General features: G+C 46.8%; 16 protein-coding genes and 1 pseudogene. 1 reads left to right on the top strand and 16 read right to left on the bottom strand.

Annotated features, from left to right (window positions below; all coding sequences use genetic code 11):
* Positions 1–197: 197 nt before the first annotated feature.
* The 3 genes and pseudogenes from ACAN56_RS33900 to ACAN56_RS33890 all read right to left on the bottom strand — a co-directional run.
* Positions 198–1,799 (bottom strand): annotated as a pseudogene (locus ACAN56_RS33900) (alpha-amylase); the annotation flags it as partial.
* Positions 1,800–2,011: 212 nt separating this feature from the next.
* Positions 2,012–2,734, bottom strand: coding sequence for a response regulator transcription factor (locus tag ACAN56_RS33895; RefSeq protein WP_076111967.1), 723 nt, complete (start codon positions 2,732–2,734; stop codon positions 2,012–2,014).
* A 369-nt stretch (positions 2,735–3,103) separates the two neighbouring features.
* On the bottom strand, positions 3,104–3,589 hold the full coding sequence (locus tag ACAN56_RS33890) for a GNAT family N-acetyltransferase (protein ID WP_379148306.1): 486 nt from the start codon (positions 3,587–3,589) through the stop codon (positions 3,104–3,106).
* Positions 3,590–3,820: 231 nt separating this feature from the next.
* On the opposite strand from ACAN56_RS33890, the gene ACAN56_RS33885 reads away from it, so the two are divergent.
* Positions 3,821–4,987 carry an epoxide hydrolase family protein gene (locus ACAN56_RS33885; RefSeq protein ID WP_379148328.1) on the top strand — a complete coding sequence of 389 codons (1,167 nt, stop codon included), beginning with the start codon at positions 3,821–3,823 and terminating at the stop codon, positions 4,985–4,987.
* On the opposite strand, the gene ACAN56_RS33880 is transcribed toward ACAN56_RS33885, so the two are convergent.
* The 13 genes from ACAN56_RS33880 to ACAN56_RS33820 all read right to left on the bottom strand — a co-directional run bounded on the left by ACAN56_RS33880 (position 4,984) and on the right by ACAN56_RS33820 (position 15,632).
* Positions 4,984–5,943, bottom strand: a complete 960-nt coding sequence (locus tag ACAN56_RS33880; RefSeq protein WP_379148304.1) for an NAD(P)H-dependent flavin oxidoreductase — start codon at positions 5,941–5,943, stop codon at positions 4,984–4,986. The two genes, ACAN56_RS33885 and ACAN56_RS33880, sit on opposite strands and share 4 nt — an antisense overlap.
* 22 nt (positions 5,944–5,965) lie before the next feature.
* On the bottom strand, positions 5,966–6,769 hold the full coding sequence (locus ACAN56_RS33875; RefSeq protein ID WP_379148301.1) for an energy-coupling factor transporter transmembrane component T family protein: 804 nt from the start codon (positions 6,767–6,769) through the stop codon (positions 5,966–5,968).
* Positions 6,770–7,618, bottom strand: a complete 849-nt coding sequence (locus ACAN56_RS33870) for an ATP-binding cassette domain-containing protein (protein WP_379148298.1) — start codon at positions 7,616–7,618, stop codon at positions 6,770–6,772.
* Positions 7,603–8,403: an energy-coupling factor transporter ATPase gene (locus ACAN56_RS33865; RefSeq protein WP_038591791.1), complete on the bottom strand. Its 801-nt coding sequence runs from the start codon at positions 8,401–8,403 to the stop codon at positions 7,603–7,605. Before ACAN56_RS33865 ends, ACAN56_RS33870 begins: the two co-directional genes overlap by 16 nt.
* Positions 8,404–9,225 (bottom strand): SDR family NAD(P)-dependent oxidoreductase, encoded by an 822-nt coding sequence (locus tag ACAN56_RS33860; RefSeq protein ID WP_379148295.1) that lies wholly within the window; start codon positions 9,223–9,225, stop codon positions 8,404–8,406.
* Positions 9,225–9,575: a MaoC family dehydratase gene (locus tag ACAN56_RS33855; protein ID WP_052092073.1), complete on the bottom strand. Its 351-nt coding sequence runs from the start codon at positions 9,573–9,575 to the stop codon at positions 9,225–9,227. The genes ACAN56_RS33860 and ACAN56_RS33855 overlap by 1 nt, the downstream gene beginning before the upstream one ends.
* On the bottom strand, positions 9,568–9,942 hold the full coding sequence (locus ACAN56_RS33850) for an FAS1-like dehydratase domain-containing protein (protein WP_379148291.1): 375 nt from the start codon (positions 9,940–9,942) through the stop codon (positions 9,568–9,570). Before ACAN56_RS33850 ends, ACAN56_RS33855 begins: the two co-directional genes overlap by 8 nt.
* Positions 9,939–11,090 carry a thiolase family protein gene (locus tag ACAN56_RS33845; protein WP_379148288.1) on the bottom strand — a complete coding sequence of 384 codons (1,152 nt, stop codon included), beginning with the start codon at positions 11,088–11,090 and terminating at the stop codon, positions 9,939–9,941. The genes ACAN56_RS33850 and ACAN56_RS33845 overlap by 4 nt, the downstream gene beginning before the upstream one ends.
* Positions 11,087–12,577: an AMP-binding protein gene (locus tag ACAN56_RS33840; RefSeq protein WP_379148285.1), complete on the bottom strand. Its 1,491-nt coding sequence runs from the start codon at positions 12,575–12,577 to the stop codon at positions 11,087–11,089. The genes ACAN56_RS33845 and ACAN56_RS33840 overlap by 4 nt, the downstream gene beginning before the upstream one ends.
* Before the next feature lie 6 nt (positions 12,578–12,583).
* Entirely contained in the window at positions 12,584–13,126 is a 543-nt protein-coding gene (locus tag ACAN56_RS33835; RefSeq protein WP_038591779.1) for a biotin transporter BioY, read from the bottom strand.
* A gap of 237 nt (positions 13,127–13,363) precedes the next feature.
* Positions 13,364–13,966, bottom strand: coding sequence for an ABC transporter ATP-binding protein (locus ACAN56_RS33830; RefSeq protein ID WP_038591777.1), 603 nt, complete (start codon positions 13,964–13,966; stop codon positions 13,364–13,366).
* Positions 13,957–14,784, bottom strand: coding sequence for an ATP-binding cassette domain-containing protein (locus ACAN56_RS33825; protein WP_038591774.1), 828 nt, complete (start codon positions 14,782–14,784; stop codon positions 13,957–13,959). The genes ACAN56_RS33830 and ACAN56_RS33825 overlap by 10 nt, the downstream gene beginning before the upstream one ends.
* 11 nt (positions 14,785–14,795) lie before the next feature.
* Entirely contained in the window at positions 14,796–15,632 is an 837-nt protein-coding gene (locus tag ACAN56_RS33820) for an ABC transporter permease (RefSeq protein WP_038591770.1), read from the bottom strand.
* Position 15,633: the final 1 nt, after the last annotated feature.

Genomic DNA, 15,633 nt, shown 5'->3' with positions numbered 1-15,633 from the left:
TTGGCTGCTACTGTTGAATCGTTGTAAGTAGTGCTGGTGGATTCACCGATGAGAGCGCTGTCACGATAAACCTCGTATTTAGCTACTCCCTTGTCGTCAGTAGATGCTGTCCAACTCAGATTTACAGATGTAGTGCCTACTGCTGTTCCTTGTACATTTGTTGGTACTGTAGGGGCTTGATCGGTTGGAGTTGCCACATCTGGTACCCATACCGATACAGAACCGTCTTTAACCTTGAATGTACCATTACCGTTGGGGCTGATAGTTACCTTATCAGAGAAGTTGCCTGTGATATCTTTCCATTGTTCACCGGCGTGGCTTGTTCCCACATACATCGTTTTCGATCCGCCGGCACGGTCTGTCATGACCGTTGCCAATCCGGAGTTTGGTTTGGAAGCCAAACCTTCACGAGTCCAGCCGATCATGTCATCACTATCAAGATAGTCGTTTTGTTTACCGTAAGCGTAATCCTTGCGTGCTTTCAGAAGCGGATCAAGCTTGCTCTTAAGCGATTTAATTTTTCCTGTTCCAGGACCAGCAGTGTTGCTGCTTCTGGTTCCATAGTAGTCACCATAGAATACTGAAGGATAACCTTCCTGTCGTGTCAGAGTGTACGCATAAGCTAGCGGTTTAAACCAATCAAGAACCTGTGCGCCATGAGCATCTGAACGGTCAGGCTGCGTATCATGATTTTCAATGAAAGTAACGGATTTACCCGAATTTGTTCCCGTCAATGTTCCGCTGGCCAGGTTGCGCATGCTATAACCTCCGTTGGAACTGGAAGCTGTCGCAAAGTTGTTGCGGAGCGGGAAATCAAATAAGGACATGCTTTGATTCACTTTGCCCAGGTAGGAGTTCAATTCAGCTGTACCACCGATAAATTCACCGACAGTGAACAACTCTTTGCCTGTTTTGGCACGGGCATTTTCTACAAACTCCTTCATGAAGCCGTATTTGATATGTTTAACAGCATCTAGTCTGTAACCATCCAGACCCATTTCGTTGACATACCATACGCCCCATTTTTTTATTTCATCTGCAACTGCAGTGTTGTCATAGTCAATGTCGGTACCCATCAGGTAGTCATAGTTACCGTTCTCGGTACTAACTTCCCAATCCCATGCTTTGTCTGGAAAGCGGTAAATTTTATCGTAGTCACCTGAACCGTCAAAATGCGTCCAATTCCATTTGAAATTGGAATAGGCATTGTTGCGGCCATCAAAATTGTATTTTGTCCAAACGTTTGTATTGAACTCGCCAATCGTCTGGTTGCGGTTGTTGCCCTGTACTTGTGTCACTTTAAGGTTCTCGCTTTGATCGCCGCCCAACATATGGTTGACAACGATATCGCCGTAGACTTGAACATTGTTGTTGTGAAGCGAGCTGATCGCCGATTTCAGTTCAGCTTTCGTACCATATTTGGTACGTACGGTTCCTTTCTGGTTAAATTCACCCAAATCATAGAAATCGTAAACGCCATAACCAACATCATCGGTTCCTACATGGCCTTTATAAGCTGGCGGTATCCAGATTGCCGTGATCCCCACATCGCTCAGATTAGCTGCTTCGGCAGCAAGATGGTTCCAATGTCCACCATCCTTAGGTGTATTCCATTCGAAAAACTGCATCATCGTGTTATTAACCGGCGCGTTGCTGGTTGTTGCAGACGCTGCTGCGGACGGTGCTGTCGGGTTCACTGTGGCCGCTGTTGCTTGGCCCGCTGGCAATACTGTAACGCTCCACAGCATTGAGCAGAGCAGCATCATGCTTAGTAAAACTTTGCAACTCTTTTTCACCATTAGCTTTTTTCTCCTCCTGTACCCTTTGGTATGAAAACGAGTATGTGATCCGTAAACCAGCAAGGTATATACTGCTAAAAAGCTGGTTTTTTGCGGACTGCAATCGTTTGCATCCAAGTCCATCTTACCAACGTATGTTAAAGTCTAGTTAAAGTAATGAAATAAGTTTTTTTAGCAAAGTCTTAGATTATTCGATAAACGGTGTTTTAATACTACGCATCCATGGATTCCATCAATAGTGAAACCGATCCGTTAAATTTATAGCCGGCACCTCTGACAGTATGAATATATAGCGGTTCACTCGGGTTTTTTTCAATTTTTTGCCGCAATTTATAAATATGGACCATGACAGTTCGTATGTCCCCATGCTTAATGTCTTTCCAAATAAGATCATATAAGGTTTCGGTGTGGAATACGCGATTCGGGTTCTTTGCCAGAACAACAAGGAGTCGGAATTCTTTAGAGGATAAGAAGACTTCCTTGCCATAGACCATTACTGTGTGGGTAGTAGGATCGATCTGCAGGCCTGGATAAACAATTAAATGACGTTGATTAACAGGGAAAGCCCGTTTATACCTGCGGAGGTGTGCTCTGATCCGGGCGAGCAATACCTCAAAGCTGGAGGGTTTGGCAATAAATTCATCTGCCCCCCGGTTCAAGGCTTCAATTCTGAGATAATCTTCGGTATGATGACTTGTAAAAAGGACTGGTTTATCGCTGAATTTGCGCAATTCCGTGCATAAGTTCAAGCCGCCCGCTCCTGGCATTGACAGGTCAAGAATAATTAAATCAGGATCGTGAGAATGAATGAAGCTTACCAATGCTTGTCCGCTGTGAGGATATCCAACAGCTTCATATCCATGCTCTAGTAAGGATTGAACCAATATTTTGCGAGTTTCAGTATCATCATCAATGATTATGATTTTTTCCCGCATTCATTTTTCTCCTTTCATAAGATGTGTAAGCGCTTTCTTAATAATGTTAGAGAAACAGCCTAACTTCATTTCCAGGGTGGTCGTTTGCTGGCCTATCCCTAATTTAAACAATAGTTAAAAACAATCTTAACCTCTTGTAGATATTAACATTACAAGGTGAACTTTAGAGCGTGTACAAAGTCCTGTTATTTTCATACAAAAATATCATATGCTGTGGTATATCGCAACTATATAGACCACAATTAAGATTCTAAGGCGTTTTTTCTATTCGAATAGGCAGAGAGAAGATCCTGGAGAAATTGTATAAAGGCTTCTGTATCGGCCTTCTTCTCTTCCCGGTGATGCACCATGGTCCATTCTCAGCTCAACTCATCTTTTATATTTTCGTAATGAAAGCACTTCACAGGGCAAGCCTGATAGAGTTGTTGAACTTATGCAGGTATACCCGTGTTCAACATAAAACCTCCTTAAATTTTGATAGCTGGCAACTAAGGAAATATGTATTTCTGTACAATCGTTGTTAAATAATTCATTTTCTGAATGCTCTAATAATAACCTTCCGTAATTTTCACCTCTGTAGGATGGGAGGATAGCCAATCTATCAATAATTCCAATCTCTCCTTCCTGCCGGGTGCCTATGATCCCTATTGGTTCATCATACACAAATAAAATTTTAACCGTTGAATTGTTAATTCTGGTTATTGCCATCCTTTCCGTTTCAAACGCAACATGATTGGGATATTCTGTTTCTGATACCTGAAGTAATTCGGTTCGTCTTTTAAATGATTCAGTAATAATCTTTGATACGGTTATGCCATCTTTGACGGCGGCTTTTCTTATCTCTGGTTGCTTCATGGATCTTCACCTCAATAGTGGATATTAGGAAGCCATATAGATTGAATTTAAAATTTTCCCATTTTGGCTAGGACGTAACTACGGTGAATATTTGGACTTCCGGCCGCTGTTGTCGTAAGAATTTCTTGATTTAACCCGCTATTTGCGGTGGAAATCCGGTGACAAAGGCGGTCGCTATCGCTCCTACAGTTCCAAAATCCCCCTCCGCTACTTTTACCTTTTTGTGTAGTTATTAAGTTCATTCTATCTCGTCTGAAGTCTACGAGATGGCCTTTAGACGCCGGTAATGATGACTGGTTTTACGGGGTAAACCGGAACTATCTTGAGGGACTCGTTGATTACTGGATTCACGAGTTTGACTGGCGCAAAGCCGAGAAAGCGATCAACGTCTATGAACATTATAAAGTAGACATTGAGGGAGTTTCTGTGCACTTTATGCGTAAACCAGGCGTAGGACCAAACCCTACACCCTTAATTTTGTCTCATGGCTGGCCCTGGACATTCTGGCACTGGTCCAAGGTCATTGATCAACTTGCGGATCCTGGCGCCTTCGGAGGCGATCCAGCCGAAGCCTTTGACGTAATCGTCCCCTCACTTCCCGGTTTCGGATTTTCGACGCCACTGCCGGACAACCCGGATATGAACTTTTGGAAAATTGCCGATCTCCGGCATACACTCATGACAGAGATCCTCGGCTATACTAAATACGCTGCAGGAGGATGCGATGTAGGCGCTCTCGTGACAGGTCAACTGGGACATAAATATCCAGATGAGCTCTATGCGATACACATCGGGTCAGCGCTGAAACTTAACTTCTTCAACGGGGAGCGCGCTTGGGATTACGCAGGAGGCCGCCCTATACCCGGCGATATCCCTGAAGATATCAGGAAGGGGATTCTAAATCTGGATCGCCGTTTCGCATCGCATCTCGCCGTACATGTCCTTGATCCCGCCACCCTCGCCTTTGGACTAAGCGATTCGCCCGCGGGCATGCTCGCATGGATCTTGGAACGCTGGGCAAGATGGAGTGATAATAAAGGCAACGTCGAGAATGTTTTTTCCAAGGACGACATCCTTACACACGCAACAATCTACTGGGTTAACAACGCCATCGAAACCTCAATTCGCGTCTACGCCAACGCCAACCGCTATCCGTGGACACCCGCTCATGATCGCTGGCCTGTCATTGAGGCACCAACCGGTATTAGCTTCGTGGGCTACGAAAATCCGCCAGGGATCACAACCGAAAACCGCGTACAGAACTTCCTGGACAGCGATCGCGCTCCCTGGTATAACCATGTCAATATCACAGCCCATGCAGAAGGTGGACATTTTATCCCCTGGGAAATCCCGGACAAATGGACCGAGGACTTGCGCCGGACTTTCCGTGGACGCTAACTTCCCCATTTTCCGCGTACCTTCTCCGCCTCTTGGACCATTCTATTGATCAACTCGGCGACGGTTGGGATATCATGGATCATGCCGGTCACTTGACCTGCCCAACCGAACCCCTCTTCTTCACAATCCTCATAAATCCAGCGTTTGTTGGCTTCACCGCTAATATATTCTTTTAATGCTTCATAGGTGGGGGTTACGCGCTCTATTTCGAGAATTTTCTCCGTGTAGGCACTTCGCAATACCCTGGCCGGTGAATGGATGGAACGTTTGATCACTGTTGTATCCGCCTCTGAGCTCTCAATCAAGGCTTTTTTGTAAGAGGCGGAGGCGTCCACACATTCCTGAGTGGCGATAAAGCGTGTCCCCATTTCAATACCTTCAGCACCAAGAGCATGGGCAGCCATCCAGCCCCGGCCATCCCCAATTCCACCTGAGGCAACGACGGGAATTTGAACAGCATCGACCACTTGCGGGACAAGCACCAGCGTTCCAACATCATCACGCCCTAAGTGCCCGCCGCCTTCCTGCCCGACAACAATCACCGCCGATGCGCCCAGCTGTTCCGCCTTTTGTGCTTGTCTTCGTGAGGAAACGAGCACCAGTGTTTTAATAGCCGTGGGTTGCATCATCTCTAGTATCGCTGAAGGATCTCCACCAGTGATCGTCACAGCGTGGACCTGCTCATCAATAGCTGTCTGGACCCGATCCCTATAATTAATATTATGGTTGCCAATAGCAAAATTGACACCAAAGGGCTGGTTCGTCAGGGTACGCGCACGCTCAATTTCCGAGCGCAAGGCATCTGCATCCGGGAGACTCATAGCGGTAATTTGGCCTAATCCCCCTGCATTTGAAACCGCAGCCGCAAGATCTGCATAGGCTAAATAGGCAAGTCCCCCTTGAATAATAGGATATTTTATTTGTAATAATTCAGTTACCCGTGTAGCCCATTTCATCGTTATCTCTCCTTCTATCCACTTAAAATCCCCAAATTTTCAACAGCAGCAGGATCACGGTCAATAGAATAACTGCTCCCCCTGCTTGATAATCGACACGCTGGAATGTCAATTGCTTATAGGAAGTTCTCCCTTTCCCATTCCCATAAGCACGCGCATCAATGGCATGAGTCAATTGTTCGGCACGTTGAATCACCGTTAGAAGCAAAGGCACGAGAATCGGAATATAGGCAAATATACGTTTTGGCAGCTTTAAGGTGGTAATATCATAATCTCTGGCCTTCTGGGCCAGGAGAATCCGATCAAGCTCTTGCATAATCGTTGGGATAAACCGGATCGCAATCACAATCATTAGTGAAAACTGCTCCACCGGCACATTGAGTTTGGATAAAGGGGCCAGTAATTTCTCCAGCCCATGGGTTAAGGTCAGCGGTTTTGTAGTTAACGTTAAAATAGAAGCCAGCAAGATGATTAAGACAATACGCCAAACGAAACGTAACCCGTTCAGCAGTCCCTCTTCTGTCACCTCTATAACGGACCAGGACCAAATGATATTACCCTTCGTGGATAAGGCATTATAGAGAAAAGTAAACATCAAAATAAACAAGACCGGCTTCAAGCCTCTCCAAAAGACCTGTAACGGGATTTTGGATAACCACATAATCCCGGCCAAAAAAAGGGTTGCGACAACGTAGCTGACGAACGTGTCCAGCATTAGGAAGCTCAGCATGATAATAATCATGCTCACAAGTTTTGTCCGCGGGTCCAGACGGTGAAATATGGAGTGCGTCTCCAAATATTGTCCCATTAACAGGGTATTAGACATTTAGAGTCTCCTTGCCTGCCAGATGGGCAGCACTTTTGCGAATATATCCTGCTCTCTGCAGCTCGCCACTTCAATTATCTCACCGGACATTTCCTCAACTATCTTTAACAGTTGCACAGGCTCCGGCAGTGATAAACCGAGTTGTTCCAGCAATTCTGCTTGGTTCAGAAATAAAGTGCCGGTCTCATAATGCCCCATGAGTTGCCCCTCGTGAAATACCATGACTTCATCCGAGTATTCGGCAACATCGTTCATTTGATGGGATACGAAGAGAACGGTGCGATTACCTTGCTGCTGCCATTTACTTAGCAGCTGAAGCACTGCGGCATGGCTAACTGGGTCGAGACCTGCTGTCGGTTCATCCAGAATAAGCAGCTTCGGATCCATCATCAATACGGAAGCGATAGCCACACGGCGCTTTTGCCCCCCGCTTAGCTGAAATGGAACCAATGGCAGGATATCTTCTGTCAGACCTACTTGCGAAAGAATGATTTCTATTGACTTCTTTATCTGCTGAGGCGTATCCCCACGCAGCTTAGGAGCAAAGGCAAGCTCCTTGTACACCGTCGATTCAAATAATTGATGCTCGGGATATTGAAACACGTAGCCTATATCAGGTAGAGCTTTTAGTTGTCCTTTACGGTCCTTGGGAATGGGATGATCATTAATCAAATACTCTCCGGCAATGTCCGGAATCAGCCCCTTCAGCACTTTGACAAATGTAGACTTGCCGGCGCCTGTATGGCCAATGACAGAGATCCACTTGCCTTCTTGAATCGTGCAGCTGACATTTTGCAGAGCTGCCCGATCGGCATAACTCACGCTTAGATTGTTTAGATGGTAGACCATTGTGAGCGGATCATCTCCTTCCAATCTACCGTTAGCGGCATGTCCGGATGCAGCATTCGATATACTCGAACCGCAAAAGGAAGTTCTAATTGGTAGTCTTCAACGGGCACCGTTTCAAAAAAAGAAACCGGATCTCCATCAAATACAAGACGCCCCTTATCCATGAGTAAAATACGCCCCGCAGCCAGCACTTCCTCCATATGATGGGTGATGTGGATAATGGTCATGCCTTGGCGGTGCAGCTCCTGCATGATCGAAAGCACTTGCTCCCTCCCCTGCGGATCAAGCATGGAAGTAGCTTCGTCAAAAATAATAATCCGGGGCTGCATAGCCAGGATGGCGGCAATAGCTACCCGTTGCTTTTGACCGCCTGAGAGCTGATGGGGCATCGACTCCAAATAATTCTCCATTTGCACAGCCTGTAGGGCTTGATCCAACCGGCAGCGTATTTCTTCCCTTGGCACACGAATGTTTTCCAATCCAAAGATCACTTCATCCATCACCGTTGTAGTAATGAATTGGTCCTCCGGATTCTGGAATACAAACCCTATCTGCTCATGGATCATCCTAAGGTCTGCGGGTCTGGAGGTGTTTAGATCCTGAAAGGTTACATCCCCTTGTTTTGGAAGCAGCAATCCATCCATTAGCTTGGCAATTGTAGACTTGCCGCAGCCATTCGCCCCGACAATTGCCACGAACTCCCCCGTCTCAATCGTAAAGCTTAAATCCTCTATGACGGGCTGCCCTTTTTTATAATAAAAATGAACGTGATCGAATGTCAGCATTTAATGACTACCCTTCTGTTGCCGCCATGTTTTGAAAAATGCCTCTATGCCGGTTTCGGTAAAAGCAGGCTCCGGCTTTTGCCACTTCGTTACCTTCGAACCATTCACACCAAATATTTCACCTGTTAACTCAATATCCGGCTGTTCCAGCAATGCGGCTGCGAACCGGGCAATATCATCTGCTTCCCCCACCTGCCAGAACTCCGGGAACGGCTCTTTGCGGCTGGCGTACTTTTCCTTCATATGCTGGATGACAGGCCGGGTCATATCCGTTAAGGCAGCAGGCGCAATGGCATTTACCCTAATACCGTTGCGCTTTAGTTCGGCTGCGAGCGTCCACATCATTCCAAGCATTCCAGCTTTGGCCGCACTGTAATTCACCTGCTTAATCGAACCTGTTAATCCGGCAGTGGAGGTCATCAGAAGAATGTCTCCGCCATGATTTTGCATATGAGGCAGTGCCCGGCGAATGCTATAAAAAGCTCCATTCAGATGCACATCCAGCACCGAATTCCATTCTTCATCCGTCATATGCAGACATTGCTGGTCATGCAAATTACCGGCGTTATGTATCAATACATCTATACGGCCATACTTAGCGATGACAGCATCCACCATCGCAGTGACCTCAAGCGGATCTGCGACATTGGCACAAATCCCCAGCGCCTCGCCGCCTGTCCGGTGAATCTCCTGCACAACCTCGTCGATTAGCGCCTGCTTTGTCCCGTTGACAATCACTTGATAACCGGATTGGCCAAGCTTTAAGGCGATGCTGCGCCCAATCCCTCTGGTGGCTCCTGTAATTACGGCTACTTTATCCATCACTTCATCTCTTTCACTGAAAAGGTACCTGAAGCAATCACATCACCAGATTCTAATGTGACTTTCACTTCGATATGACCGTCGCTAGGCTCAAAGTGAAACACCACATCTGTATCTACTACAAGCGGTTTATGAAATTTCATGCTATACGTTGTAATCCACTGTGCTGGATGATCGGTTAGATATAACGATTGTGCCAGCCCCATGATATACATACCATGCGCTATAGGCCGCTTATAGCCAGCCTTAACAGCAGCTTCGGCATTCAGATGAATGGCAGCCGTATCTTTAGAGACAGCACCATATTGCCGGACAGCCTCGGCAGTTATACGTTTCTTAATCTTAATCACCTGCCCGGATTAATATGGTATCTGCCGTCCCTATGAGATTACCGCCACAGGTATAAATAAGCGTGTGGTAATAAAAGGTCATCCGTTCCTGTCTAACTTCTTTCTTATCCATCCTCGTTAAGGATAATTCACAATCCAGGATCATCCCTGCGGTAATTGGTTCCTGGTAGGTAAAATGCTGTGTGCCGTGAATTAAGGGGACATCCGTCTGCAACCAGGGAATATCGAAGAACTGCCAGAAAATAATCGGCATTGTGGCAGGTGCGATCAGATCACCTTTTATCATTTGCAAGGGAGCTCCGATACTTTGAGCATAGTCAGAAATCCACTCCGCAGTGATATGAACCTGATGCCGGACTGTATTCATTGGACCGCCTCCACCAGCGTGGCCAGACCTATCCCGCCACCAATGCCTAGTGTGGCCAGCCCCCGTTTATAAGGTTTATATAACATCTCCGTGCATAACCGTGTAATCAAGATGCCGCCGGAAGCACCGTAAGGATGGCCAATGGCCAGTGCTCCGCCTCCACGATTCACCTTTTCCTGCGGAATCTGAAGCTCCTGTAGTGAAGCTAATACTTGTGAGGCAAAAGCTTCGTTAAACTCCACGATATCCAAATCGGCAACACTCAGGTGCTGGCGGTTAAGCACCTTTTGAACAGCTGGAACAGGCCCCATACCTAAATAATTGGGATCAACGCCTGCCGCTTGGGCATCAACGACACGCAAAATAGGCTTTAGTTGAAGCTCCCGGCATTTCTCGCGGGACATCATCAGAACCAGAGCCGCTCCATCATTCAGAGGACATGCATTGCCAGCCGTTACCGTACCCTGTTCCAGAAAGATTGGCGGCAGCTGCGGCAGCTTTTCCAGGCTAGTATTGGCTCTGGGGCATTCATCTAGGGTAACCCATCCGCCATTCGCTTGTACAGGAACGATCTCTTGCAGAAATCGGCCGGTTTGCTGCGAATGAATGGCTTTTTGATGGCTTTTCAAAGCATAACGGTCCTGTTCTTCCCGGGAAATCGCGTATTTACGGGCGACATTCTCGGCTGCGATGCCCATATCCGGGTCGCCGTAGGCACTGGGAGTGAAACGGGCCCGTGTATATAGCTGCGGTGCACCCGTTAGCGTTTGAGGTTTGGTCATTTTCCAAGGGGCACGGCTCGTACTCTCAACTCCACCAGCCAAATAAATCTCGCCAGCACCACTTTGAATCAGCCTTGCCGCAAGATTGACTGCCTCCAGACCAGAACCACACTGCCGGTCAACCGTGACACCCGGGACCGTCACTGGCAGTCCTGCTTCCAGAGCAGAAAGCCGTGCGATGTTGCCGCCTGGACCTACTACATTGCCAATGATGACATCATCAATGAATTCCTTCGGCACATTCGTTTCTGCGACAATATGCTGAATAAGCGGTGCTAATAATGCTTCCGGCTCAAGAGCACTTAACACTCCGCCGATCCTGCCAATGGGCGTCCGTTTAGCGATCACAATTACAGCCTCTATCATAACATCCATCTTTTCGCGTAGTCTTTCATTGCCTGCCGGGCAATTTTTCCGCTACTTGTATAAATGAACTGCTCTACCGTGATGAGCTGTTTTGGGGCCTTGTAGTTCGCAATTTGCCGGCAGCAGTAATCCTTGATTTGTTCTACAGATAAACGCGTTTGTCCGCTCCACTTCACAAGTGCTGTCACCTGTTCACCCCAATAGGCATCCTGTACTCCCAGTACCATCACTTCTTGAATTTCCGGCATCTGCTGCAGCACAGACTCTACTTCTTCCGGGAAAACATTAAGGCCACCGGAAACCATCATGTTTTTTGAGCGGCCAGCCAAATACAAATATCCATCCTGATCCATATACATAAAGTCTCCGATGATCAGCCATCCGTCACGAAAAACCGCTGAAGTCTCTTCCGGCAAATGATAATACCCGGTAAACATCATATCACTCCGAATATAAAGCTGCCCGATGCCCCCTGGGGTTACCTCCTGAAGATGCTCATCACGAATTGATATCTGTACACCAGAAAAGGGTTTGCCTACTGAATCCGGCTTGTTGTCGGCATGAACATCCAGGTAACTGATATAACTAGCTTCAGATGAGCCATAAAATTCATATAGCTTCGCTGTGCCGAATATCTCCCTGCACCTATTCTTAGACCTCTCTGACCATTTCCCGCCTGAGCTGATTAATGCCTGGATTTGTGTCTGACCAAATTTATCCTTCTGCTGGAGCAGTGCTTCAATCATCGTCGGCACGACGAACAAAATAACATCGGGATTCTGTTTACACAACTGTAGAACCTTGCCGGCATCGAACTCTTTTACGATATGAAAGGTTGCACCGCTGTATAGGCTCTGCATTACCGCGAATAAAGACAAGGAATGAACAAAGGGGCCTGGAGCTAACATATGCTCTATGCGGTTTAGCAGGAAAGCCTCTTTGGTCGCCTCGAAGCTCTGAATCCACGACAAGTGGGTGCGCATATACCCCTTAGGTGTTCCTGTTGTGCCTGAAGTAAAGCCGATAAACAATAATTCATTCGATTCATCCATTTCAGCTTCCGGCTTGAGAGTGAGCAACCAGCTGTCATAAGAACCTGAACCCATGTCCTGATCAGAAAAAGTTAGAAGTTGAATTGCCGTGTCCTGTAAGTCTAGAATCTTTGCCAAATGGGTCTCTGCAAAAATCATTTTCGGCTGACATTGCTGTAGAACAGCGTTCACTTGATTTATACTCCATTTGGGATCCAAAGGGATGGGAACACACCCGGCATAAATAGCTCCTAAAAACACCTCTACAAATTCAATGCGGTTCGCAGATAAAATGGCAATCTTATCATGGTGAAGGCCATTTTGCCGTATACCCTGTGCAATTGTAGTCATACGCTGTACCAATGACCAATAAGTACGGCTCTCTTCGCCATCGGTTAAAGCGATATGGTCGGGCTGGTGCTCTGCATAACGCAGTAAGGGTTCAATCAGATTCATCTTTTATCACTTCTCTTCGATTGGACTGACGGCTTTTAATTGTAGCGCTATAATAGCAGCTATGACCGCTTTAATACAATCCCCCGGCAAAAATGCGGTTGCTCCCACAAGACCGGCCCAAATAGAGGTATGTGTAATCAAAGCCATAACCGGCGCACCGATCAAACTAACAAGCATCACACCAAAAACTAAGTTAATGACGATAACTTTCCATGTTTTTACATTGGACCAGACTTTTTCTGTCGCATATCCGATACAAAATGCAGCTACGGGCCAGCTTAAAATGTAACCGGCTGACGGCCCGACTAATGCAGAGAAACCTCCACGTCCTCCGGATAATAAAGGTAAACCCAGAGCGACTAACACGATAAATAAAATCAGGCTAAGACTTCCTGTCTTCTTACCTAAAAAACTTCCCGCCAGCATGACACCAAGTGTTTGTGCGGTAATGGGCACCGGGATAAACCCTAGCGGAATCGGTGGAATCATACCTAATACCCCTATTAGTGCAGCAAATAATGCGGCAAATACCATCTCTTTTGTCTTCAACTTGCGACCTCCGTTAGTGTGATGTAAATATTAATTCCTATGAGATTTGTCATCTATATTCAAGCTAAATCATAGTTTGATATGTTAGGATTGTAAACCTTATTCATATAATTTTTGGCTGGTATTTGAATCGAATAATACAATAACAACGGATCATCCGCATTATTCTCATTATAAAACTATGCAGGCTAAAAAAGAACATCCGTAGGGCTAATGACCTTACAGATGTTCCTTTTTTTAACTGCTGCCCACCTTATAGATCGTATCGCATATCCGGTTCAGAAGGCTGGTCTCGTGGCTGACCACAATAACTCCAATTTCCCTGCTTTTACAAATGCGGAGAAAAGTGTTCCAGATTTGTGCCTGTGTAATAGCGTCCAGCATTGTGGTCATCTCGTCGGCAATAATATATTTGGTGGCAGGATTCAGGGAACGGACGATGCAGAAGCGCTGCTTCTCTCCCCCTGAGAGTTCAATCGGCCAACGGTCCATCCATTCCTTGCGGATTTCGAAAGCATCCAGAATGTCCTGAGAAGGAGTATAGGACTCCGTTACAACATCCCGCATACGCCACTTGGGGTTAATCGCTTTTTCCGGATGCTGGTAGATTAACTGGACAGGCCGAAATCCCGGCCCCTTCATGTCTATCTGATCTGACGTTACCTTCCCTTCACGCGGGGGGATATACCCGGCCAATATTCGGGACAGTGTAGTTTTTCCGCATCCGCTGTAACCTGATAACCCAAGAACCTCGCCCGGGGCTACTGACAGGTTGATCTCTTTAAAAATCCAGCGGTCTTTTTGATAATAATGACCTAAGCTTTCTCCGATCAGAGACATGACTCCGCCTCCTCTCGCTTAAATTCCAAATCAAAATCATTCTGCGGCAAGGCCCGCCATAACCTTCGGGTGTAATCGGTTTTTAATCGTTCCCCTTTGCCTTCAAAAGCCGAAACGGCGGAGATTTCCACTGTTGTTCCATCCTTGATCACGGCCACCCGGTCAGCAATTTCCAGCGCCGACATGATATCGTGAGTAATCAGCATTACTCCGGCCCCCTCTTTAGCGAATTGCTTAAGTTGCCGCAAGATTTCGGAGAGTGCCTGCGGATGAATTCCGGGGGTCGGCTCATCGGCAATAACCAGCTTCACCCCTTCTCTGACACTTGTCGCGAACAACACCCTGCGCAGCATCCCGCCCGATAATTCAAACGGAAACAGACGTCCATCACTTTTTTTCAGGTCATACCTTGCGAATAGCTCTTCTTGCTTAGCCTGTGCGGTTGCCTGATCCAGCCCGATCTGTACCTGCTTCCCGACTCGCATAAGAGGATCAAGATAATTGACGGACTGTGGAATGAATGAGATCTCCCGGCCCCGGAGCTGTTCCTTTCTCTTTTGCGTCAACTCTTCTCCCTGGTATAAGATGCTTCCGCTGCTGATCGCATTGCCTGGCAAGATACCCAGCACAGCATGTGCCAACAGGCTTTTCCCTGAACCGCTCGCTCCTACCACGGCAACAATTTCACCTTCATCAATGTCCACATGCATATCCGTTATCGGTTGGATCATCCGTCTTTGCGTACCTTTCACATATTGTGAAAAGCCAATGGACAGGTTCTCAACCTGCAACAGCCGTTTATTCTGTACATTAGTCATTATCCATCCCTCTATTCATTGGAACTGGCAGGCTCCATCAGAATACGAAGCTGTTCGCCGATACTGTCAAAGCTCTTAACCACTACGACCAGAAGCAGTCCCGGAAACACCACCAGCCACCATTTGCCGGTTGAAATATGGTTCATCGCTTCAGATAATATGATCCCAATAGCCGGAGTTTGAGGAGAAAGCCCGAAACCCAGGAATGTTAATGCGGCTTCATGCAAAATCACATGCGGAAACATCAGCAGAAAACCAATCATAATTTGGGGGAAAATAGAAGGCAGTATATGTTTTGTTGCGATATACCAAGCTGATTTTCCATAGCTTTTAGAGATTTGAATGTATTCCGCACCTTTAATTTGCAGCACTTCGGAACGGACTACCCTTGCCAGCCCTGTCCAATGCGTAAGGGATACACCGAGTACGATGCCTTGTATTCCACCACCTGCAATGAAGCAGATCAAAACCATAAACACGAGATGAGGCATACCGATAAACAAATCAATTAACCAGGAAATGACGGCATCTACTGTCTTGCCAAAGGTCGCCGCACAAATCCCCATTACAGTAGCGATGATGACACTGAGGATGGAGGCGAACGCTCCTACCGCCAGTGAGAGGCGCAGTCCTTTGAGGGTACGTGTGAACATATCTCTGCCGAGCCAGTCTGTACCGAATATATATTGAAGATTTGGGGCAAGATTCTTGCTTGCCGCACTCAATCGGAGATTGTCATTGCTCAGCCAAAAGCTGAGAATCAATATGGCCAGCAGAAAGCCGGAAGACAACGCAAGCAGCAGAATCATTTTCTTGCGTACATTCATTCCTTCAGGTATGGTCAGCATC

The sequence above is a fragment of the Paenibacillus paludis genome (assembly GCF_042610515.1).
Lineage (GTDB): Bacteria > Bacillota > Bacilli > Paenibacillales > Paenibacillaceae > Paenibacillus_AQ.
Note: the sequence above shows the minus strand (reverse complement) of the source record. Positions and strands in the feature narration are given on the sequence as shown.